Annotated in this window: 20 protein-coding genes and 1 pseudogene; 2 read left to right on the top strand and 19 right to left on the bottom strand. The window is 38.9% G+C overall.

Translation table 11 applies throughout. The features are described from left to right. Positions 1-13: 13 nt before the first annotated feature. The 14 genes and pseudogenes from BUB11_RS19485 to BUB11_RS19415 all read right to left on the bottom strand — a co-directional run bounded on the left by BUB11_RS19485 (position 14) and on the right by BUB11_RS19415 (position 15,247). Positions 14-559: an RsbRD N-terminal domain-containing protein gene (locus BUB11_RS19485; protein WP_073031518.1), complete on the bottom strand. Its 546-nt coding sequence runs from the start codon at positions 557-559 to the stop codon at positions 14-16. A gap of 442 nt (positions 560-1,001) precedes the next feature. After that, complete coding sequence (htpG, locus tag BUB11_RS19480) at positions 1,002-2,849, bottom strand: molecular chaperone HtpG (RefSeq protein ID WP_073031515.1); 1,848 nt, start codon at positions 2,847-2,849, stop codon at positions 1,002-1,004. A gap of 111 nt (positions 2,850-2,960) precedes the next feature. Next, on the bottom strand, positions 2,961-3,419 hold the full coding sequence (locus BUB11_RS19475) for a YaiI/YqxD family protein (RefSeq protein WP_073031512.1): 459 nt from the start codon (positions 3,417-3,419) through the stop codon (positions 2,961-2,963). A gap of 59 nt (positions 3,420-3,478) precedes the next feature. Continuing rightward, entirely contained in the window at positions 3,479-4,324 is an 846-nt protein-coding gene (locus BUB11_RS19470; protein WP_073031510.1) for a CvfB family protein, read from the bottom strand. Between the two features lie 629 nt (positions 4,325-4,953). Then, on the bottom strand, positions 4,954-5,706 hold the full coding sequence (sdhB, locus tag BUB11_RS19460; RefSeq protein WP_073031505.1) for a succinate dehydrogenase iron-sulfur subunit: 753 nt from the start codon (positions 5,704-5,706) through the stop codon (positions 4,954-4,956). Positions 5,707-5,718: 12 nt separating this feature from the next. After that, complete coding sequence (sdhA, locus tag BUB11_RS19455; RefSeq protein ID WP_073031503.1) at positions 5,719-7,458, bottom strand: succinate dehydrogenase flavoprotein subunit; 1,740 nt, start codon at positions 7,456-7,458, stop codon at positions 5,719-5,721. Positions 7,459-7,530: 72 nt separating this feature from the next. Next, positions 7,531-8,136: a succinate dehydrogenase/fumarate reductase transmembrane subunit gene (locus tag BUB11_RS19450; protein ID WP_143187667.1), complete on the bottom strand. Its 606-nt coding sequence runs from the start codon at positions 8,134-8,136 to the stop codon at positions 7,531-7,533. 216 nt (positions 8,137-8,352) lie between these two features. Next, positions 8,353-8,676, bottom strand: a pseudogene (locus tag BUB11_RS19445) (sigma 54-interacting transcriptional regulator); the annotation flags it as partial. Between the two features lie 50 nt (positions 8,677-8,726). After that, entirely contained in the window at positions 8,727-10,007 is a 1,281-nt protein-coding gene (locus BUB11_RS19440; protein ID WP_073031497.1) for a TRAP transporter large permease, read from the bottom strand. Positions 10,008-10,011: 4 nt separating this feature from the next. Further along, positions 10,012-10,512, bottom strand: a complete 501-nt coding sequence (locus BUB11_RS19435; protein WP_073031495.1) for a TRAP transporter small permease — start codon at positions 10,510-10,512, stop codon at positions 10,012-10,014. Between the two features lie 106 nt (positions 10,513-10,618). Beyond that, a complete protein-coding gene (locus tag BUB11_RS19430; RefSeq protein ID WP_073031493.1) occupies positions 10,619-11,653 on the bottom strand; it encodes a DctP family TRAP transporter solute-binding subunit in 1,035 nt (344 codons plus the stop codon). Between the two features lie 104 nt (positions 11,654-11,757). After that, positions 11,758-12,786 (bottom strand): DctP family TRAP transporter solute-binding subunit, encoded by a 1,029-nt coding sequence (locus tag BUB11_RS19425; RefSeq protein ID WP_073031491.1) that lies wholly within the window; start codon positions 12,784-12,786, stop codon positions 11,758-11,760. Between the two features lie 125 nt (positions 12,787-12,911). Then, entirely contained in the window at positions 12,912-13,607 is a 696-nt protein-coding gene (locus BUB11_RS19420) for a response regulator (RefSeq protein ID WP_073031489.1), read from the bottom strand. Between the two features lie 47 nt (positions 13,608-13,654). Next, positions 13,655-15,247 carry an ATP-binding protein gene (locus BUB11_RS19415; RefSeq protein WP_073031487.1) on the bottom strand — a complete coding sequence of 531 codons (1,593 nt, stop codon included), beginning with the start codon at positions 15,245-15,247 and terminating at the stop codon, positions 13,655-13,657. Positions 15,248-15,516: 269 nt separating this feature from the next. On the opposite strand from BUB11_RS19415, the gene BUB11_RS19410 reads away from it, so the two are divergent. Then, positions 15,517-17,607: a glutamine synthetase III family protein gene (locus BUB11_RS19410; RefSeq protein ID WP_073031485.1), complete on the top strand. Its 2,091-nt coding sequence runs from the start codon at positions 15,517-15,519 to the stop codon at positions 17,605-17,607. Between the two features lie 248 nt (positions 17,608-17,855). Here the strand turns inward: BUB11_RS19410 and BUB11_RS19405 are convergent, their stop codons facing one another. Both BUB11_RS19405 and BUB11_RS28060 read right to left on the bottom strand, forming a co-directional pair. Beyond that, positions 17,856-19,976 carry a ComEC/Rec2 family competence protein gene (locus BUB11_RS19405; RefSeq protein WP_073031484.1) on the bottom strand — a complete coding sequence of 707 codons (2,121 nt, stop codon included), beginning with the start codon at positions 19,974-19,976 and terminating at the stop codon, positions 17,856-17,858. A 334-nt stretch (positions 19,977-20,310) separates the two neighbouring features. Continuing rightward, a complete protein-coding gene (locus tag BUB11_RS28060; protein WP_207650050.1) occupies positions 20,311-20,496 on the bottom strand; it encodes a hypothetical protein in 186 nt (61 codons plus the stop codon). Positions 20,497-21,205: 709 nt separating this feature from the next. Between BUB11_RS28060 and BUB11_RS19400 the strand changes: the two genes are divergently transcribed. Continuing rightward, entirely contained in the window at positions 21,206-21,661 is a 456-nt protein-coding gene (locus BUB11_RS19400) for a hypothetical protein (RefSeq protein WP_073031481.1), read from the top strand. Positions 21,662-22,264: 603 nt separating this feature from the next. On the opposite strand, the gene BUB11_RS19395 is transcribed toward BUB11_RS19400, so the two are convergent. The 3 genes from BUB11_RS19395 to BUB11_RS19380 form a co-directional block, all read right to left on the bottom strand. Continuing rightward, the gene (locus BUB11_RS19395) at positions 22,265-22,492 is read right to left on the bottom strand and encodes a YdbC family protein (RefSeq protein WP_073031479.1); all 228 of its coding nucleotides are present in this window, start codon (positions 22,490-22,492) and stop codon (positions 22,265-22,267) included. A 72-nt stretch (positions 22,493-22,564) separates the two neighbouring features. Next, positions 22,565-22,771 (bottom strand): hypothetical protein, encoded by a 207-nt coding sequence (locus tag BUB11_RS19390; RefSeq protein WP_073031478.1) that lies wholly within the window; start codon positions 22,769-22,771, stop codon positions 22,565-22,567. Positions 22,772-23,193: 422 nt separating this feature from the next. After that, the gene (locus BUB11_RS19380; RefSeq protein ID WP_073031659.1) at positions 23,194-24,144 is read right to left on the bottom strand and encodes an ABC transporter permease; all 951 of its coding nucleotides are present in this window, start codon (positions 24,142-24,144) and stop codon (positions 23,194-23,196) included. Positions 24,145-24,199: the final 55 nt, after the last annotated feature.

Here is a 24,199-nt window from a genome sequence, read left to right as displayed (position 1 = left end):
CGACCTCCTTCCTTTATTTTTGGTCTTTGTGTTCAAATTCTTGATCTGGAATCTCGGACATTAAATTCGCTTTCTTTAACAGTGAAAAGGTCATTCGTTTTAGCTCATCTGTCCTCAGTTCATAGATCTGTTCTCGGTATTTCACATATATATCAAAGGCAGTTAGCGCCAGATCGTCAATCTTTGATTCAAAATCCAATAACGCATCATAGATCTGGTTCTGCCTTATTTCCTTTCCAAGTTCTTCTCGAACTATTGTTTTGAGCTGGAAGACAAAAGCCATTGCCTTTGCGGGTGTAAAATCCTGAATTGCCCTGACCTTAATAATATCCTCGAGGAATGATACGCTTTCCGAAAAGTCTTCTCCTTTAACGAGTACCTCAATGATGCCTTCAATCCCTATTGTAAATGTGTAACCAACCGGGTTTGCAAACCTGTCCTTTTGATTCATCAAAAACCCTGAGTTGTCATTGGGATAGGATGCTATCATTGCATCTAACCACCGACTCGAAATGGCGGATTTTTTCTCATTGAATATTCCAATAAACTTTACGTCCAATTTTGACCACTCCTTGTAGTTTAAATAGCAAAATCCATTCTGTCTTTTCTACCAGGAACGTTCAAATCCACCATTTAATACGCCTTTGTAACACAATTCAGTCGATGTTGAATGAAGCTCTGTTCAACATCGACCTATCCTGAGAACGTTTTCACATAAATGGTGTCCTATCTCTCCTTTTAACTATGGCTACCCTCTACTCATAAATATGAGCGCATCCTCCTTTATCGTTAAATTCTTTAACAAAGGGGTCAGTAAACCAAAGTCTGAGAAAGGCATTTGTTCTTATTATCACTATCAGTCTAAGTAATTTTACTTAGCTTGTAAAATTCTTATTTCTTATAGATCAATTAGATAATCGTATTGCGATCATTAATAAGAAAGAGCTACGGAATTATGTAGCTCTTTCTTATTAACTCGCCGTCCTTGGACAGCGTTTATCTTATCCTAAGGCACGTTCCAGGATCTCATTGAGACGATTTACCATCCCTCTGGGATCAACGATAAGTCCTGCGGCGATTTGAGCATTTTCGAATATCTGCTCTGCTGCAATTTTAGCAAAAGCGTCTTCATTTTTACGAGCAGTATCTAAGCGCTTAATCATGGCATGTGCTGCATTGATTTCTAAGACACTGGGGCCTACATTATTAAGATCCTTATTCATCATTTGCATCATCCGTTGCATACTGTTTGTGCCATACGGGCTGAGCACTACTGCCGGACTGTCAACTAAGCGCTTCGACTCTCGCACATCAGTTACCTTACTCCCTAATACTTCTTTGAGCCAACTGGTAAGGTTCGAGACTTCTTCTTTCGAAAGAGCTTCTTCACTTCTATCCTGCTCTTCGGTATCACCTAAATTCAAATCTGCTTCATCTGCAGAAATAAGTCTTTTACCCTCAAATTCTCTGATTGCTCCAAAGATATAGTCGTCAATAGCTGCATACGTATATATGACTTCAATCCCTTTGTTCCGGAATACTTCCAGATAGGGGCCAGACTCAATAACTTCACGTGATGGACCATTGACATAGTAGATTGCTGATTGATCTTCTTTCATCCGGCCTGTGTAATCAGCCAGAGATACTAGTTCCCCAGCCTGTGTGTTGGAAGACTCAAAGCGTAATAGTTTAACCAGATCTTTTTGATGAGTATAATCATTGGCAGCCCCTTCTTTAATGAAGAAGTTGAATTTCTCCCAAAATTCTTTGAACTTCTCCGGCTCTGACGTCGATTGCCCGTCCAGAAATTTAAGGAAGCGACTTGTAACGACTTTGTTCAGCTTACTGATCAAGGCACTGTCTTGCATTGTTTCTCTTGAAATATTAAGGGGCAATTCTTCACTGTCTATTACCCCTCTTAAAAAACGCAACCATTCAGGCAAAACCAGTGGGGACTTTTCTTGAATGAGAACTTTTTTGCAATAGAGGCTTACCCCAGGCTCCGTTCGTCCAAAACCAAATTGTTCGAGATTCTCCTTCGGAACGAATAATAAGGTATTTATATTTAAAGGAGCATCTGAAGAAAAATGCAATCGAAGGAGTGGTTCGTCATGGGCATTAGCAATGAACTTATAGAATTCATTGTAGTCATTGTCTAAAATCTCACTTTTATTTTTGGTCCAAAGGGCGTCAACCGTATTTACCTTCTGCTCATTGACCATGATCGGATAAGGTACAAAACTGGAGTATTGCTTAATGACTCGTTTAATAGTTTCTTCCTTGGCAAAGTCATAGGCATCCTCCTTCAGGTGGAGAACCATCTTGGTTCCTCTGACGCGCTCCTCCCCTTCAGTAATTGTATAACTTCCGACACCGTCAGATTCCCAGGTAAAGCTTTCACCCTCTTGATGATATGAGCGTGTGTAAATCGTCACTTTATCTGCCACCATAAAGGCTGAATAAAAACCAACTCCGAATTGCCCAATGAGGTTAAGATCCTTTTGATCCCCTTTAGCACTTAAATGTTTAATAAATTCCTTTGACCCCGAATGAGCAATAGTTCCTAAATTCTCAACTAACTCTTCTCTGGTCATTCCAATTCCTGTATCCGTTATGGTTAATGTATGAGAGTTATCATCCGTATCGATATGGATTTCTAACACTGCGTCTTTATCCTTAACCTCAGGTCCTGTTAACTGCGTGTAACGAAGCTTCTCCATAGCATCGGCAGCATTGGAAATAAGCTCTCTTAAGAAAATCTCGCGATCAGTATAAAGAGAATGAATAACAATGTCCAATAATTGTCTGATTTCTGTTTGGAATTCCTTTGTTTCTACTGCGGTACTCATTGTTTACCTCCATCGTTGTTTAAATATACAGGGGCACCGACGAGTCGAGCCTCTATCCATAGTTTAATCAAATTTTACCAAAAGTGCAAAGTCTTTTGCAACATTCTAGAGTTAAAGTTCTTGCCCATCGCCAGTAAAGCTTGATTTAAGTACTGCCAGCAGACAGCTTTCAAATTGCAGATCATTTTCAGGCATTCTTTTTTTGGGACCTTTCGTTCTGCCCCCGCTTCTGCGGAATTTCGCTTTGGCCTCTCGTTCCTCCAGTAAAAACTCAATAGTAGAAGGGTTAAACTCTCTTCCTATAGGATTTAAACACTTTACCCCTTTCCCCAATAACATGGCTGCCAGACCCCAATCCTGAGTAACTGCTACATCTCCCTTTTGCGCAATATTTATAACCCGAATGTCTGCCTCTTGTGAAGAGTTACCTACAACAATATGGTTGTCAGATACAATGTTATGGTTAAAACTGGCTACGGTCCAGACAGGGATAGCATAATCACCGGCCAACCTCTGGCAAATCTGTAATACTGCCTTCGGGCAAGCATCAGCATCGACGATAATTTTCATAATCTCAACTTCTCTCAACCGATATGTATGAAACACCTCTCGAAACAGACCCTATTCTCCTATCGGTTAGGTAATTTTTTCAGACCATCTTCTGTCTGGATCACTTTGTTCTCCTTGAGAAGTTTACCTAAAGCTCTTTTGAAGGCTGCCTTACTCATGTTAAGACGACTTTGGATTTCGATGGGACTGCTTTTATCATTAAGTGCTAAAAATCCATCGTGATCTTTAATTCCTTGCAGGATCTTCACGGTATCTGATCCCATCTGGATATGGGAAAGTTCTCTCGGAGACAGGTCAAGCTTGCCATCCTCTCGAACTCGGATCACTCGAGCCTCTACTTGATCTCCTTCTTTTAGTTCTGCGAAGTACTCATTAAGAGGGATAAGTCCCATGTACTTATTATCTACAGCAACAAAAGCCCCAATTTCGGGATTTACGGAGTAGACCGTACCAACAACTTTATCGTCCTTTTGATAAGGCGTACTTGCACTGAGATACTCATAAATTTCCGTCGTAGCACTTAGTCTCTGACTCTTATCTAAATAAACTTTTACTAAATAACTTTTTCCTACTTCAATGGGATATTTCTGTTCCTTAAAAGGCAGAAACAATCCTCTCTCTAAACCCCAATCTAAAAAGGCTCCGATTTTTGTCTTGGCGTTGACCTTAAGGTAGGCTAAATCCCCTAATTTGGCCAGCGGTTTTCTAGTCGTGGCGATTAATCGTTCTTCAGAATCCCGATACATGAAAACCTCTAATTCATCTCCCTCTTTAGCACCCTCCGGTAATTGTTTAATCGGCAACAAGATATTATCGTGCCTCACGCCTGTACCCGCATCTAAATAGGCACCGAAGGATGTAAAGTTTGCAATCTTAAGTTTATAAAATTTCCCAATTTCAATCATTGTTAGTTTCCTTTCCCTCATGCAATATACCATTCTAATTCTTAGGCATTTAAAGACACACCATGTATTCCCATTCATTATAGCGAAAGGGGGCTCATGGTGCAAAATAATTCAGCTGCCAAAGGTAGTATGTCTTATTTACATATCATTATAATCGTATAAGTGTTACATTTGCCTGAAAACAGGTTATAAGGCAAAAAGGATTAGCCTAGAGGCTAATCCCAAGTATTTGTATCTATAAAAACATTCTTTTCTGGATCTGAATGACTAATGCTTATGAAAATCCATTATCAAAAGTAATTTGATCTATCAGGCTGCTCGTGACAATTTGGACGACAATATTGACACCCATTGGCGCAACATGGGCCAAATAAACTTAGATTATCTTGTTGGACATTGCGCTCTTCATCACTGAATGACATTCTTGACCATGCTTCTGCGGAACTCAAATCATTTTGATTAGCAAAGGGTTCTTCTGGCAGAGTTTTCATAGACTCAAAATCTCCTTTTCAATAATCTAGCATTTAACTTAGAATTGATCGAAGCTATCCATTTTATACTACTAGTATATTAAGTAGGTAAATTAAAATTCTGAATTTTACTAAAAATATTACTATATTCTTAAAATATCACTTTCTTAACCATTGATCAAGAGCAAATTTATTAGTTTCACGATTTAAGTCTGCCAAGCTGGTTGTCAGGGGTATCTCCTTTGGACAGGCACGTACACAGTTTTGCGAATTGCCGCAATCGGCGATTCCACCTTCATCCAGCAAAGCCGCCAATCTTTCATGTTTATTCATTTCACCCGTAGGATGGGTATTAAATAAACGAACTTGAGAAATAGCAGACGGACCTATAAACTTAGAACGTGAGTTGACTTGTGGACAGGCTTCCATACAGCAACCGCAGGTCATACACTTGGATAATTCATAGGCCCACTGTCGCTTGACTTCTGGCATCCTAGGGCCTGAGCCCAAATTATAGGTCCCATCAATGGGTATCCAAGCATGAACTGTTTTCAAGTGATCGAACATGATCTGCCTGTCAACCATTAGATCGCGTACTAAGGGAAATTTGGTTAACGGTTCAAGCACAATCGGCTGGTCAAGTTGGTCTACCAACGCAGAACACGCCTGCTTGCCCTGTCCGTTAATATTCATGGTACACGCTCCGCAAACTTCCTCCAGACAGTTACATTCCCAAACCACCGGGGTCGTCTTTTTACCCGATGCGGTAACCGGGTTTTTCTGAATCTCCATTAAACAAGAAATTACATTCGACTTTTCACGATAGGCTATTTCGAACTCTTCCCAATGGAAGGGTTTATTCGGGCCGTCCTGGCGGCGGATTTTCAAACGAATAGTTTTTTGCTCAGCCATCTTAAACCCCTCCTATTTATCAATATCGTAACGACGGGCACGCAACGGAATCAATGAGACATCAACCGGTTCATAACTTAGTTCCGGGCCGCTCGTTGTCCACGTAGCAATGGTTGTTTTCAACCAGTTTTTATCATCTCTTTCCGGATAATCCGGCTTATAGTGAGCCCCTCTGCTCTCATTACGGTTTAAAGCTCCTAAGGTTATGACTCTGGCTAATTCCAGCATGTTCCAAAGTTGGCGAATAAACGTTCCTTCCTGGGTTCCCCATTCGATGTTGTCACTTCTTCCGATATTATGCCAACGTTTCATGAGACTCTGCAGGACAGCGTCTGTTTCAGCTAATTTTTCGTTATAACGTACGACAGTCACGTTCAGAGTCATAATATCTCCGAGTTCTTTATGAAGAAGATAAGGGTTTTCCGGGCCCTTCATAACCTGTATCTTAGCCCATTGATCAACTTGACGTTTCTTTTCTTTCTGAAACGCCGGCTCATGAATGCTGGGAGTCTGTTTTTTATTATTGTTCTTAATATATTCCATCACCTTCGGACCGGCTACCATACCTCCGTAGATAGCGGAAAGTAACGAGTTAGCCCCAAGACGGTTTGCACCATGATATTGGTATTCACATTCCCCAGCAGCAAAAAGTCCCGGAATATTTGTCATCTGGTCATAATCCACCCAAAGACCGCCCATAGAGTAGTGAACTGCCGGAAAAATACGCATAGGCACTTTCTTCGGATCATCCCCAACAAACTTCTCATAGATTTCCAGGATACCACCCAACTTAAGTTGCAGACGGTGGGGATCAATGTGGGACAGATCCAGATAAACCATATTTTCGCCATTAATACCAAGCCCCTTGTCGAAGACCACTTCGTAAATCGCACGTGTCGCAATATCCCTTGGAACCAAATTTCCGTAAGCCGGAAACATTTCCTCAAGGAAATACCATGGTTTCCCGTCTTTATAAGTCCATACCCGTCCACCTTCTCCGCGAGCAGATTCAGACATTAGCCTAAGCTTGTCATCACCCGGTATAGCAGTGGGGTGAATTTGGATAAACTCACCGTTCGCGTACTTCACTCCTTGTTGATATAATGCTGAAACTGCACTTCCGGTACAAATTGTGGAATTTGTGCTTTTGCCAAAGACCGCTCCCGGGCCTCCGGTAGCAATGATCACGGCGTCAGACGCAAATGATTCAATGCCCATATCTCGCAGATTTTGAGCAACGATCCCTTTGCAATCCCCTTCATCAAGCACAACCGAGAGTAATTCCCAGTGTTCGTATTTTTGAACCAATCCTTCAACCTCATAACGTCGAACTTGCTCATCGAGGGCATAGAGAAGCTGCTGACCAGTTGTAGCCCCGGCAAAGGCTGTCCGACAAAACTTTGTTCCACCAAAACGTCGAAAATCAAGAAGCCCCTCAGACGTTCGACTAAACATCACTCCCATTCTGTCCATCAAATGGATAATTCCTGGCGCTTCATCGCACATGGCTTTTACGGGCGGTTGATTAGCGAGAAAGTCACCTCCATAAATTGAGTCATCAAAGTGATTCCATGTAGAGTCTCCCTCACCTTTGGTATTGACTGCTCCGTTAATTCCCCCTTGGGCACAAACGGAATGCGACCGTTTGACAGGCACTAAAGAAAATAAGTCGACGTGCGTACCAGCCTCGGCCATCTTAATCGTGGCCATAAGTCCTGCTAAGCCGCCTCCCACTACGATGACTTTACTCATCCCCTGACCCTCCACTCTTTCATGTCAATTTTGTGCAGATGATATTGATACCGGTGTCTAAGCAATTTGCTATTATTTTAGAAAAGCAAAGATATCCGACATTCCGATTGCAGACAGGAGAACGAAAACAACTCCTAAGGTATATAACCAAACTTTCTGTGAATGCGGTCCAATGGTCAACCCCCATGTAATCGCAAAAGCCCATAAACCGTTAGTGAAATGAAAGATTGAGAACAATACGCCAAGAACGTAAAAGAGCAATCCCAGAGGCTGACTCAAAAATTGTGACAACGCTGAAAAATTTGCTTCTCCGAAACGCAAAAGATAAACATGAATAATTACAAAGACAAAAGTGTAAAGGCCAGAAATTCTCTGGATAATATAGAACCAATTTCGGGCGTATTTATAGCTTAAAATATTGACCTGCCCGGTATAGACCACCCATGTTCCATAGATCGCATGCACGGCGATAGGTATAAATATGACGACAAGTTCAATAATGAAAATCCCCGAGAAACTTTGCATGGTACTTATAATCAGGTCATACTGTTTCGCCCCCCCAAGGGCTGTTAAATTAAGAATCAAGTGAAAGGTCAGAAAGAATCCTATTGGCACCAAACCTAAAATAGAGTGAACTCTTCGAATTAAAAAGTGGTAAGGACTTTGTGTCGTACTCATATTCTCAATCCTCTCTTCCGAAGTCATTTGCCGAGTAATTCTAGTATTTTTTCTGTAGAGTGAACATCTTTGTCTAATCCTCCATTTATGTTTTTGCTTCTATATCTATAGATAGCAATCTCTGTGCCAAATAGATAGAATTTAGTAACTTTTCTGATTTTTATTAGTAAAAATTTTTTCATCCTTTTGTTTAGCTGATTCCAGCTGTACTTTAAAGTAGTATAATTTTGATGCAAACCAAATCTGCAACTTTAAATGGAGCAAATTGCGATTAGTTGCAGCAATTACGCGAACATCCACTTTGATCGTTTGTGACCCACCTACCCTTTCTAACTCCATCTTTCCCAGTTTTGTTTTTAACGCCCCTGTAAATGCACCCTTTTCATGTCCAAAAAACTCGCTCTCGAGCAGTATTTCCGGAATAGCAGCACAGTTGACCTTGATAAATGGTTTGTCAAGACGCAAACTTGTGCCATGAATTGCGTGAGCAAACAACTCTTTTCCAGTACCGGATTCTCCTGTAATAAGAATTGTTGTATTGCCTGACGGCCTAACGAAAGCTTCAAATAAGGCATCTATGCGAATAACAATTAATCCATTAATATACGTGGGATATAGAGTGACAGCTCGGGGAAAATAACAAACAGGATCATCGCGGCAATCATCAGAACTATAAAAGGAATGACTCCTCTAACAACTTCTCCCAAAGGTTCCCTAGCCATTGAACTGACAACAAATAGATTTAAGCCTACAGGCGGAGTGATCATCGCTAATTCCATATTCACAGTCATGACAATAGCAAAATGAATCGGATCAATGCCTAATTGCTTAATAATCGGCAATAAGATTGGCAAAGTAATTAAGATAACCGATACTGCTTCTAAGAAAGTGCCCATTATAAAGAAAACCAGTTGAGTGACCAAAAAAAACATCAAAATATTTAGATTTGCATCACTTATCCAATCAGCGACTTTATTAGGTATTTGATTATTTGTTAAATAGAGTGCAAAGACTAAAGCTGCGGCGATGATCAGAAAGATCATCGAAGATGTATTAATTGTTTCCCTTAAAATTCCACGAATGTCTTTAAAGTGAAGTTCTCGGTAAATGAAGATGGAAACAACCAGAGTGTAGAAGACGGCAACCACCGCTGCTTCTGTCGGGGTACAAATTCCCGAGTATATACTTCCTAAAATAACCACAGGTAACAGGGCCGCAGGTATGGCCTTTAGAGAGGCCTTCCACCGTTCAGACCAAGTGTATTTTCGACCGTGACCATAGTTATGCTTCTTGGCATAGATTATGGCGGAAACTACCAGAATACTACCTAAAATCAAGCCGGGTACTACTCCAGCCATAAACAGCTTTCCGATTGATTCATCAGCTGTAACACCATAAACAATTAAAGGAATGCTGGGAGGAATCAAAATACCGAGTGTCCCGGCGGCTGCAATCAGTCCCATTGCATAGCGTTTTGGATAACCGCCTGCCACCATAGCCGGAAGCATTATAGCCCCGATGGCCGCCGCAGTCGCAGGACTCGATCCGGATATCGCTGCAAAAATCATACATGCTAAAATAGTAACTACGGATAAACCTCCGGGTAAATGCCCAATCCAAGACCGCAAACTCTCAATCAAGTATTTTGAGACTCCCCCGCGAGACATTAAAACTCCTGCTAGAATGTAGCCTGGTATCGCCATTAATGTCGCCGAATTCAGTCCAGCGAACATCCGTTGAGGAATCATCATTAGATTAAAGGTTTCCGTAGTGACAATAAGCGCAATTGTGGACATTGCCAAGCTTATGGCAATAGGAACGTTCAATAAAAAGAAAACAACGAAAAGTATAAACAATAACGCTACTAACATTTTATTACATCCTTTCCGCCACTTTACCGGCCCCGCCGGTATTACGTGCAGCTTCATATAGTTTGATTACAAAGCGAAACGTTAAAAGCGCTCCAGTCAGCGGAAGAATGCTGTAAACCATATACAGAGGAATTCCTACGTCCGTAGATACTTGCCCTGTATTGTGGGTGAACGAGACCAATTTAAAGCCATAAAACCAAAGGAAAAGACTAAAGGTGATTCCAACCGTATGCGCAAACAAAGTTACATAGTACTGCACCCTTTTCGACAAGACATTAAATAGCATATCTACCTTAATGTGATGATCATTGCGCAAAGCTACACTGGTTCCAATTAAGGTCCCCCAGATAATCGTGTATTGAGAAATCTCATCAACCCAAGAACGCGCATCATTAAACACATAGCGCATGATAACCCCGTAGAAAATCATCGTAACACCAACCGAAAGCAGGCCCCCAGAAACGATGTCCTCCAGGAATTCAAAGACTCGCCAAAACTTTCTCATATTCATTCACCTCAATCTATGCAATTATACTCGTACTTCTTTTGATATAATGAGGGTTCTTGCAAGAAGAACCCTCATTATCCCTTTAATTTGGAAGAGACTTGACTTATTTCTGTCCGGCTTTAATGGCAGCGTCGATTAACTCTTTGCTGAGGACACTTTCAAATTGGGCATAAACTGGTTTCATAGTTTCTTGGAAAACTCCCAGTTGAGCAGGTGTTAGCTCTGTGAACTGCATTTTTCCACTATTTTTTAGGTTATCCATACTTTTTTTATCAAGAAGTTCTGCTTGTTCAACTGCATATTTAGTTGCTTCAGCCATGGAATCATCTAATGCTTTGCGGATATCCGGCTCTAGTCCTGACCAAAAACTCTTATTGACAATGATCATATAATCGAGCCGACCATGATTTGTGACGGTAAGATACTTTTGAGTTTCTTGGTATTTCTGAGTATCAATGTTATTAAAGGTATTCTCTTGTCCGTCCACCGTGCCTTGTTGCAGGGCAGCATAGGTTTCCCCAAAAGCAATGGTTGCAGAACCTGCTCCTAAGGATTTAAACTGAGCTTCCAAAACTTTTCCCGCTTGAGTTCTGAACTTTAAACCTTTAAAATCTTCCGGGCTTACTAATGGACGCTTATTATTGGTAAATTGCTTGAAGCCATTTGGCCAGACAGCTAACCCTTGCAGATTGTATTTATCTAAGGAATTCATGAGTCCTTTCATTTGATCTGAAGCAAAGAATTTATAAACAGCTTCATTATTTGGGAATAAGAACGGAAGATCAGTATATTGGAATTTGGGGTTCAACCCGACTAATTTTGTAACTGATGGTGCAATGATTTGCACATTACCTGACTGAGCTGCCTCCAATTCCTCCTTATCTCCATAGAGCTGAGATGAAGGATATACTTCGACTATTACTTTTCCATTGGTTTTTTGTTCTGCTAACTCCTTAAACTTTAAAGCTGCCTGCCCCTTTGGGGTGTCAGGAGTCACAACATGAGCAAATTTAACGATGATCGGCTTTACTTCTTTATCCCCACCGGTAGCTGCGGGTTTTCCTCCACATCCAACTAAAGAAAGTGTTAAGACTAGGACAGTGCTTAACGCTAAAGCGATTGGTTTTTTTCTAAACATTTTCTCTCCCCCTCTTATTTTATTCATACAGCCATTACCTGAATTTCCATGTTCCGTTCTCAGCCTCACCTCCCAATCTCATTTTGAAAATATTCTCTTTCGGCTCACTCCATTTCTTTACTTAATTTCTTTACTTCGGTAAGAAATTCCGACCCATTTTCCTTTTCAAATTTGGTATAAACAGAGGAGAAGTCTTTTCTCCAAATCATTTTCTCCCGAGGGGTTAAAGAGTAAATATTGAGCCCTTTCATTTTTTTAATTTCTTCTAATTGTTCTTCGTCTAATTCTTTCGCTGTCTCTCTTTCCCAAAGTGTTACTTCTGACATAGTTTTTTCTATAACTTCACGTGCTTGAGTTGGCAGTTGATCCCAAAAATCCGCATTCACGATTACGGCGTATCCCATAAAACCATGTTGACTGAGGGTTAAATATTTCTGAACTTCGCTGAATTTTTTTGTGTAAATATTGGATATAGTATTTTCTTGACCTTCCACGCTGCCTTCTCTTAAGGCCTCATAAACATCATTAAAGGGAAGAATAATAGCACTTGCTCCAAAATTAAAAAATTGTTCCTGCAAAATCCCCGGAGACATAACTCTAAACCTTAAGCCTTTAAAATCACTGAGTTTGATAATTGGATGAATGTTATTAGTCAGATGTTTAAAGCCGTTATCCCACATGGCCAGTCCACGCATATTTTTCTCTTCTAACTGCTCAAGTAAGGTTTTTCCCAGGGGACCGTCCATTATTTGATGAACACTTTCAAGATCAGAAAACAAATACGGAAGATCCCATATCTGCCACTGAGGAAATAGTTGGGACATCTTAGAGGTGGCAGGAGCAATCATTTGTACATCTCCCCTACTTAAAGCCTCAAATTCTTCGCCATCTTTAAATAATTGGGAGTTCGGAAAAACTTGAACTTCAATGGAGCACCCTGACCGTTCCTTAATGAGCTGAGCAAAGCGTATGGCGGCCAGTCCCTTAGGCGTATTTTCCTCAACAACATGTGAGAACTTAATGACTATTTTTTCTTCCTTATTGACTTGCTGCCCATCTACAATCCTATTACTGCAACCTGATAATCCCAGAAAAAGGATCATCATTAAGCAAATCCAGCTCTTTCTAGCCATATGGTACGATCCCTTCACGCTTATTAGTTTGAATGTTTTTAGTTTATTTTATATTCTGATAATTCACAATACTTTAGGTCCTTTTGATATTTATGGTCTTATTGGTCAAAATAATAAAATTGTACCTAAAGTACAATTTTATATTTGTTGATAGGCCTGCCTACCGATCCATATTGAGTTTCCAGTATAACTCTCTCATTCTTTTCCAGATACTCTAGATACCTGCGTGCTGTAACTCGCGCCAACCCAACCCCTTCAGCCACCCCCTCCGCCGACAGCCCTACACGGCTCTCTTTAAGAAAGTTATAAACTTGTTGAAGGGTAATTTCTCTCAATCCCTTAGGTAATTCCTCCCTGATCCGATTAGATGGATTTTCCTGACTAGGGAGAATTTTAATCAACCTGTCCAGATCCTCTTGATTCATTTCTCCCCGATTTCTAAATTGCTCCGAGTAAGTTCGATAATTGTTTAAGGCTGTATTGATCCGTTCAAATTTAAAGGGTTTTATGATATAGTCCACAACTCCAAAACGCAAACCTGCTTGAACTGTTGCAACATCTTGAGCTGCAGTGATTAGGATAATATCTGTGGGAATTCCTTGACGCCGTACCTCTCGAAGAATCTGAATTCCATTGAAGTCAGGCAGGTAAATATCTAAAATGACTAAGCGAGGCCGCAGCTCTTGAATAATTTCCAGTGCTCGCTTCCCTGTTTTTGCTTTACCACAAATTCGAAATCCACCGATTCTTTTAATAAATCCTTCATTGACCTCCATTACCATAGGATCATCTTCAACTAAGACTAAGTCAATAGGATTCATTTTTGTCCCCCTCCTAACGAACTTCAAATTAAGTGTTCCTACCGTCACTAAAACTTTGGAGAATAATTAAGAGGGATCTTCACTCCAAAGCGCGTACCCCAGCTTCCTGACTCCAAATCCAGGGTACCTCCAAGCCTTTCGATGGTCTGTTTAACTAAAGGCAGACCAATTCCTCGATTTCCGGTTCCCTTTGTTGAAAACCCCCACTGAAATATCTTAGCTTGGTTCTCTGGAGTTATCCCTCCCCCCGTATCCTCGATGCTAAGAATCAATTCTGTCTCCTCCTGTTTGATACGACAGTGCACTTCACATAAGGCCTTTCCCACCACCGCTTCCATGGCATTTTCCAGTAAGTTCCCTAAGATAATTGTTAGCGAGTTAGCATCCAAGGTCTCAGGCAACTCCCCTAAGCAGGAATCCTGCTCAAAGAAAACGTCAACTTTAAGTTCTTTACCACGGTTATATTTTCCTAAAAGTAAGCCCGCCACACTTGGATGTTTCACCTTATGGCTTAAGAATCTCGTAACTTCTTGTTGTTCCTCAGTCACTTTGTAAACGTAATCCATAGCTTCTTGAGCCTTATTTAGCTGAATCAGCCCTGAAATAGTGTGCAATTTATTTAATGACTCATGATTTTGGACTCTTAAGGCTTCTATAAAGGTCTTAACTCCCGTTAATTCCTCAGCCATTTTACGCACTTCTGTTTTGTCTTTAATTGTAATGACATGCCCTACGATCTGATCGTTAACCTTCACCTTGAGAAAATTAATAAGAACCCAGGTTTGATTAAGGAGCAGTTCCGTGGTTTCCGAAGAACCGTTTGCTTCCAGAAGGTCAGCAAGAACACAAAGTACTTCCAAATCATCTAAACGAACTCCCAGAACCTTTCTATTTATACCGGCTATTCGATAAGCTTTATCATTAATCACCGTAATGCGGTTTTCGATATCTAATGCTACGACCCCTTCATCCATGGCTTGGAAAATAGCCACACGTTCCTCTAGTATCCTGGCAATCTCATTAGGTTCAAGGGAAAACATATTCTTTTTTATGTTTCTCGCTAAATAAAATGAGCCTATGATTCCAAGGGCTAATCCTACTAACAACGAAGAATAAAGTTGGATTCTTAATGTACCCACTATATCTCTAATTGTCGGCACGAGAATTCCCACCGCTACTACTCCAACCTGTCGGGTTCCTTCATCCGTCAGAACCGGTACAAACGCACGTATTGATGGGCCCATTACCCCAACCGCCTGAGAAAGATATTCCTTTCTTTCTAAGGATGGTCCCTCATCTCCATCATTAAAAACAGTTCCTATCCGATCTAAATACGGATGAGAATAACGCATTCTTTCCATATTAAAGATCACAATATATTCAACTCCGGTTGCAATGCGTATTCGCTCAGCAAGTGGTTGAATCCACTTAGAGCCCTCTTGCTTATTTAGATTTTCTTGAACTTCCTGTAATTGAGCCACAGTACGAGAGATTGCCATAGCCCTATGTCCAATCTCTTGTTCCATCTTACTTGAAATACGGTTGACTATAACCACTCCGGCTAATACCACAGACAGTAAAACCAGAATAAAGGAGAGGATCGCAATTTTCGTTCCCAATTTTAAATGAGGTACTTTCAAGAACCGCTCTCCTTTCTTTAATATTTCTGAATATACATATTAATTCGTTAATTCAGTCAAAATACCTTCTGTTTATGCCCTGTAATCTCTTCAAATTTTATACTGTATACATATAAAATTTTCTCTTGTCAACGGTTCAATAAAATGTTAAGTTTATATCATATTCAAATAGAGCAATGACGCTCTTTGAAGATTTATTGTATAATCTTTGAGGGGAGCGTTTTTTTGTTTTTTACAAAAAAGCTAAAACTAAAAGGAGGCAATGATCAATGGATATTTTTGGGGAAAACGTCTTTAATGACGCAATAATGAGAGAGCGTTTACCAAAAGCTACTTACAAATCTTTACGCAATACAATTGAAGAGGGGCTCCCTCTAGACCCTGATGTAGCTGAAGTTGTGGCCAACAGTATGAAAGATTGGGCCATTGAAAAGGGAGCAACCCATTTTACCCATTGGTTTCAACCTATGACCGGAATCACTGCGGAAAAGCATGATTCTTTCATCTCTCCTACCCAAGATGGCCGCGTGGTTATGGAGTTTTCCGGTAAAGAATTAATAAAGGGTGAGCCGGATGCATCGTCCTTCCCAAGTGGCGGGATTCGCGCTACGTTTGAAGCAAGAGGTTATACTGCTTGGGACTGTACATCTCCAGCCTTTCTTAAAGAAGATGGCGGTGTTTTAACCTTATGTATTCCAACAGCCTTCTGTTCATACACCGGTGAAGCTCTCGACAAAAAAACCCCTCTCTTGCGCTCTATGCAAACCCTCTCTACACAAGCTTTGCGTTTATTACGACTCTTTGGCAATACCACCTCTACCCGTGTCACCAGCACAGTCGGTGCAGAGCAAGAGTATTTTCTCGTTGACAAGAAATTCTTCGACCAACGTATGGACCTTATGCTCACAGGCCGGACTCTTTTCGGAGCGATGTCAGCAAAGGGGCAAGAACTTGAAGATCATTACTTCGGTAGTTTAAAAGCTCGGGTAGCTGCCTTTATGCATGACTTAAATATTGATTTATGGAAGCTGGGCGTTCTTGCCAAAACTCAACATAACGAGGTGGCTCCGGGACAATTTGAGTTGGCTCCTATATTTGGAACAACAAATATTGCCACTGACCACAACCAAATTGTCATGGATACCATGAAAAAAGTTGCCCTGCGTCATGACATGGTTTGCTTGCTTCATGAAAAACCCTTTGCTGGAGTCAATGGGTCCGGCAAACACAACAACTGGTCAATGTCCACCAACGATGGACTTAACCTCTTGGATCCCGGTAAGACTCCCCATGAAAACTTGCAATTCCTAACGATTTTATGTGCTATCATTAAAGCTGTTGATGATTATGCAGAATTACTGAGATTTTCAGCAGCCACTCCTGGGAATGACCACAGACTTGGTGCAAACGAAGCCCCTCCAGCCATCATCTCTGTTTTCCTAGGCGAACAACTCTCAGATATCTTTAAGCAGTTGCAAAATGGGGAAGTCACTCGTTCCCTTCAAGGGGAGAGATTAGCCAGCGGTGTAATCACCCTGCCCGCCTTCCGTAAAGACTCTACAGACCGCAATCGCACTTCCCCCTTCGCTTTTACCGGCAACAAATTTGAATTCAGAATGGTAGCATCTTCTCAATCCATCTCAGGTCCAAACGTAGTACTCAATACTATATTTGCTGAAGTCTTCTCCCAATTTGCAGATCGCCTCGAAAAAGCAACAGACTTCGATCAAGCCCTCCTGGAGTTGCTTAAGGAAACAGCTACTAAGCATCATCGAATCCTCTTTGATGGTAACGGCTATTCTGAAGAATGGGTTGAAGAAGCAACAAAACGCGGACTTCCCAATATCACTTCAACTGTTGATTCCGCACGAGTTCTGCTACGGGAGTCCACCATTGAACTCTATGAAAAACATCAAGTTCTGAATAAAATAGAATTAGAATCCCGCTATGAAATCAGCTTAGAGCAATATTCTAAACAAATTAACATTGAGGCTTTAACCATGATTGACATGGCTAAGCATAAAATTATTCCTGCCGCCGTCAAATATTCCACTGAATTAGCTAGTTCAATCAATGCCATAAAATCCGCTTCAAGTGCTGTCGATGTATCTGTCCAAGAAGGCCTCTTGATCGACCTCTGCGCAACTTTGGTTTCCCTTAAAACAAATTTAACCACCCTTGAAACCGTTACTCAGGAAGCTGCGTCTCTGACAGATGCCTATGAGCAAGCCGTTAATTACCGAGATGTAGTCTTTAAAGCCATGGGAGCTCTCAGGATTGACGGAGATAAACTTGAGACGATTATTGATTCAGAACTCTGGCCGCTTCCTACGTATGCAGAAATGTTATTTATGCTTTAATATTGAGCAAGCCATGAAATTAGTTCTCACCTAACTGCAAATGTTCTCATATGAATTATGGGGCTGAAACAACTTGATCATGTTGTTTCAGCCCCATTTTATTTATCTCTTGCGAATGACTTTTTCAGCTAAAACTGAACTTCAGCGCAGAAGCCATGGGAGACCATTCCCCGCTTTATGAATAATATGCTAAAAGGAATATAATAACTTTCTTATGAACTAACTAAAGACAATTACTTTTAAAAAAACTACTCTAGTCTAACAATTTTTACTTCACGCTTATTATTTAGAATTTCAAAGATATTAGAAATAGCCAACTTTTCTGGAGATTTCTTATTATTATAGTCATTCCTTAATGAACTACAAATTCTAATTATGTTACCTTCATTTATAAAACTTTTAGAGTATTCATAGAACTTTTGATCTTCATTAAGGTAAAAGTAGTCATCATTTAAGTTAAAAGTTGTTTTAAAATCAGAGAGCATATCTGCCATGATTGTACCATAATCTTTATCATATTTAACCAGTAAGAGCCATACATAAGCAGATTTATATGTAGTATATGTAAGTCCAAAACATTCATAATTACGAATAATTGTTTTAATTAATAACGGCCAACAATAAGTTTCAACTAACTCTTTGGGAAATGCCGTTTGTTTTTCAATATATTCAGAAAGTAAATCCTTGCTTGCGTTTAGAATGTTGGATGATATACCTTTTTGCAATTCCTTTATGTTTAATAATAAAATATCAGCTCGTTTAATAATATTCCACATTACTCTAATATCATCTTTTCCAGGCGTTGAATAAGCTTTCTGCCACCTACCTCTTTCGTTGCTTGCCCATAAATAGTTATTACTATAACCATATTCAAAAATTTGGTCTATTTGTTTCTGGACTAAATTTCTATTTTCTTGAAGTGAAATTGAGTAGATTTCACTAGAGGTTACAGCTTCGGATCCCAAGTCTTTTAGACCTTTCTTTCTTTCCTCATGAATTACTTTTAATTTATTTAAAACCCATTTCGTTTGTTGAATAATTTCATTTTCAGTTAATCTTGTTAAAATACTATCATCTGGAATTAAATGCTGTTGGAATTGAATTACCGGATAGTTATTTACTGAATAAGTTCCATAACAAGATTGAGAATTTACTGAAATTTTATTTTGCTCTAGTTTAAAACAAATACTTCCTTCCTTAGATTTACATTTATAAAAGTCAAAACAAGAGTTATTACCAGAAGAAGCTAATGAACCATCAATGTTAAAATATTCATTGCATCGATTTTGGGTACAGAATACGTTTGTAGACCATCTAATTAATGAATTACGTGTTTTTATCCTTGGTAATTTATGTTTCCCATTAGCACTAACAACTGTAATATTGGGTCTAATTGTTTGAATTACTTCATCGTATGCTTCATCATTACCTACGTATGCTTTACTACCATGGTGACTAGCCTTATAAAAATCAGATTTAAGTATATTTGAATGTTTAGCAATTAAATATAACCAATTTTCTAAATCACCAGGGAATAACATGCTAAACCACTTTTTTTCTATAAAACAATCTATTTTAAAAACAAGGCTTGTATCATTTAACACATTATTCCCAAAAAATTCAGGTTCAACCTTCATTTTATTGCAAATTAATTGTTTATCTATATCTATTTTGCCTAAATTTATTTGTGTACTATCATTATTAATTTCTTTATTTTCTTCAACTAAATTTCTTCTAATCATTCCTTTGAAAAGTCTAGAATACATACTTTGTACAAGCAACCTTTGATCTTGCTCTAAGTCTATATCATTATTATCAATAACTAGATCACCTAAAAAAGTTGGATATTGTCCAAATAAACTTTCTATGTCTTTTTCTTCTAATAATTTTTCAAAAATTTTAATTGGAGGTGAAAGAACAGTAATCTTTAGACCATCCGTTGGAGATAACATACAACCTTCAACAGGAGATTCGATAAGGGCATTTTGTTTTAATAATTTTTCTTCAATAGATTTAGCTCTTTTTATGGCATTGATACCTCTCTGCCCAAATAACCATAAATATTTTTCAAAAGCAGGTGTATAAGGTGACCAATATCTCAAAACCTTAACTTTATCTATAATATTAGAAAAGCCTCCTATATGGTCCGAATCAAAGTGTGTCAAAATCGCTAAATCAAACTTTTTAATTTTTCTTTTTATAATTATTTTATCTATAGATGTGTTTGCAGTAGTAGATCCATCACCTGAATCAATAATGCAGTGCCAATTTTCTTGATTAAAATTATTTCTCCATGTAATTATTATACAGTCCCCATGTCCTACGTTTACAATATCGATTTGCAACTTTGATTTAGTCGTTGAATTCATAAGAACCTCTCCCCTTATAAGGTATAAAACTACATTCAATGGAAACATCATCTTGATCTATTTTAGAATCCACTTTTTCTCTTGATTCTCCTAAACTATTCTACATTTCCCCTTTTATCTCCTCTTTACTAAAAACCTTCAAAGCAAGGCTTTGTTAAATGTATGTGTTTAATAATTAACCCTGTCATATCAAGGGATGCAGATCTAAACTTTGACTGTGCCGGGGTCGAGAAGGTAATTTGAACCAACAGGGAGCTAAGTGTTTTTAGAATTAATTTCTCTGATGAAATTCCCCTCTACTTTTAATCCACTATTTACTCCACACTCATCCCATTCAAAAACTAAGTGCGTTTGGTGTGAACTCTATCTTCTCAACCAATACATTAAATATTTCTTCATTAAATTCTTCAAGGAATAAATCCCTACTGTTTATAAGGAGTTTATAAACGGGCATACACATCCTTCTCTTAATATACAATCCTATGGGGGGTATGCTCAGGTTGGCAACTAGCCACTCCACAAGGACTAGACGAGACCCGAATAGGAAAACCCGAAACAAACGCCATAGTAAATCAACGTGAGCGAGAGGAAAACGGACTTTGGGCTTTCGAACAAAAACACTCTGCGAGAGCCAAAAAACTCGAATATGAAAACAGGTAAATTAACTCTCAAAGATGAATTTGAACGAAAATGGAGAATAATGTTTGGATGGACTTTACGAAATGCTGGTTATAGGACTCAAAGGGAACCAAAGTAGAACTAGAAATCATTTAGTCTTTAAGTAGCGAATTTAACAAATCAGTTGGTGGATATAGAAAGGTAGCGGGGACCATTTGTTTTAATGCGATTTAAGTTGACCACAAACTAATTGTGGTATCTTGCAGTATGATATTCGGTGTAAAAATATTTTGATTATAGTATAGTAATTTGTATTAGAGAAGGTTAGCAAAGGAGACTGGTTCATGCCTCTTTTTAATCTTACCAAATAATTTTAGAAAACAATGAAATTCATGTAACCTTTTGACAAGGTCACCCCCTCTATATATTGAAGGGGGGAAATCAAACAAGCAAAGTAGGGAGGAATGCTATATACAGACAATTTAGCGTAAATAATAAATATTTTTCCCCAGCCATTTGGATATAATCCTATTAAAACGTTGGAGGTGGGTCTTTCCAAATATTTACAAAAGAGTGTTAGATTAATTAACTAAATGAAAGGCGGTTCACAAATGAATAAAAAGAAATATTTCTTAACTATAATTGGGGGAGTATTAGCTTTAACAATTACATTATTGGTCACATTTAATACTAGTGCTTTTTCTAATGATATAGTCAAAAAAGGCAGCAAATTAATCGAAGTAGAGACAAACGTGAAAGACTTGGCAATAGAAACCTTTGATATTAATACAAATAATGTAAAGGTTCTTTATGATAGCGATGTGTTTAATGATAAAATTGCAAAAGAGAGTGCCGATGTAAGATCCAAACTATTAATTGCTCTTGGTATATTGACAGATAATAAGACTTTCGTACCCGGTGATAAAATTCCAATATATTTTCTCGAAGGAAACAATATAGCTTCAATAGCGATAAAGCATGCTGATGGGACTATCTCTCTAACAAAATTTGATATATCAAAAAAGGAACCAGTGAAAATTGATCATATAGTTAAGGAGACAAAATAATGAAAAAAAAGGGTTAGTTATTACATTAACGCTAGCATTTGTATTATTATGTTCATCAGCCGCCTATGCTTGGAACATAATTTCTTATTATTGTGTCATTAATCATACTAGTTCTCAAATACAGGGTTATGTCGTTACGGGTTGTGATGTGAAGGCTGATTCAATTACAGAACGTGGCTGGTTATATATGGATGGCACCCTTATAAACAATAATAGTAATGGTGACTTTAGCACTACTTATTCACAATGTCCGGTATTTGCTACGAATCCATCGGGGGGACAAAACTGGGACTTGAGTGGGAGTCATACTGCAACTTATGGAGGTAGTACAATAGGACCATGGCCTTCAAGTAGTAGTATCTATGGAATATAGCTATTTTGTATAAATTTCCATTTATACATGGATTAAAATTTGGCTAACTATAGGTAGCTCTTATTGCTTCTGACGCATAAAGGGGTATGGCAACGATTCGTTCTTTTTGGGGCCACTAATAAATGAGCCCTTTTATACACGGTAATAACTATTATAAATATATTTGCAGACCCACGAGCATTGGCTGTTTCACTTGTTTTAGGCCACCACACGCGGTTTTATATGCTCAACTACTTTATAAAATTCAAACCAGCCAGCAAATCCCTCAACTTCTTCATTTCCTCCTTGGTGAGCGTTACGCCCTTCCCCATCTTCGTATGGTCAGGTGACCATTCTCGGATGTCATACTTTGGAGCATTATCATTCCAACTAACAAGGTTTAGTTCTTTCGACCAGCCTTTTGCAGATTCCGATAGGACTCCGATTGTTTCTTTGATTTCGTATTTTATTTCTGCCATGGTAAATCCTCTTTTCTCATGTCAATTTTGCCCAGTGTTGCCTGTATACTTATAATTGTTGTCATTAATTAATTATGCGTCGTACTCATCAGGATAGTCGTTATAAGTTAGTTCTGCTGAACGCTCGTAGCATTCGTTCAATTTTCTCTCAATAAACGTAGCATGGGCCTTACTATTTTCTCGTTGAGGATAATTTTTCCCACCTGGCATTGAGCGAGAAATATACGGAATGGATGTGTTTGTGTCATGCAAAAATATATTCTTCTTTTCAACCGACAACCGTTACGCCTCCTTTCCAGAATATAACGTTAATCTCTCTTTAACTAGGTTCAGCATCTTGGATTGTGTTATTTTATGATCATCCAAGATAGAATCCTTAATAGCATCTTCACATACTCTGATTATTTCAGCATGACTTAATACAAGGGATTCTTCAATTAATTGAGTAGATGGTACAAAGTCACTTTGATAAGTTGCAAGCTTATATTGATACAGCCGTTTTACTTCCCTCTGCTGTAGCCATACAAAACACCTCCTTGCATATAGTTATAGATAGTATACTATATCCTTTATGCAATAAAAATTTAGTTGATATGCGTATCAGCATTTTTGTGAGAATCTTTGAGGCTGCCTCGAAAGCAGGCCAGACTCTGGCTTAGGCTTTCCTTCCGATGAGCCCCAAAGAGTAGTAATGTAAGAATTTAAGTCGCTACATCTCTTTTCATAAAAACATACCAAGAGATGAGATTGAAGACTATAAAATAGACCGCCAGTACCATCAAAGAGAAGGTCATCGTCATCCCTTTAACGACGGGAGTTCCATCTGTGTAGACTGTCAAATTTATATTGGCAAAGAGGATATATTTCACCCAGCTATATTTGCTAAGCAAACTTACCAGTATAGTACCCGTAAACATCAAAAACAAGGAAATCCCTACTGCTAAGGTATTGTTACGGAAAACCGCGGAAATCATAAATGCGAAAGTAACCATCATCAGCAAATTAACGCATGCATAGGCATAGTTTATGAAAATATGCCACAGCATATTTACTTCAGTCACATTTCCATTCTTATAGCCAAGATAAGGTTGATTTAAGCCACTAAAGCTGTGAAATATTCCACCTACTACAAATGTCGCAACGAAAAGAAGGATCAGCGCAACGAAAGCAAACAATAAAACGGCTATGTATTTCGATAACAAAACCTTCCATCGTTTTATTGGTCTGATCAACAATAGTTTTATGGTTCCAGTATTAAATTCTCCAGCGACGATCCCTGCGGCAATAATAATTACGAACAAGGAGACTAACTCTACTAAAACGGAAAACTCCGTTACAAACCCCCATACTCCATACTCCGGAGGCAAATTATGCTCAAGGCGGTAATTGTTAGTTTCAATAATTTTCTCAATTTGGGCACTACTTTCTTCTGCTACAATACCCTGCGACTGTTGCAAAGATGCTTGAAGATTAGTGTTCTCCTCAGTAAGCTTTGTTCGCCAATCTGAGTTTGTTGTAGCTTGTTGTCCTGGTCCACCATTTGTGGAAATAAAACCGCCGGCAATAACCACTACGATCAATAGACCCAACATAATGTAGGTACTCATCTGGTGATAGATCTTCATGTTCTCATTTTGAATTAAATTAAGCATTCTACGCAATTCCAGACCCTCCTGTTATCTTAAGAAATTTATCTTCGAGGGTTTG

The sequence above is a fragment of the Desulfosporosinus lacus DSM 15449 genome, from assembly GCF_900129935.1.
Lineage (GTDB): Bacteria > Bacillota > Desulfitobacteriia > Desulfitobacteriales > Desulfitobacteriaceae > Desulfosporosinus > Desulfosporosinus lacus.
This window is presented reverse-complemented; position numbering and strand designations above follow the sequence as displayed.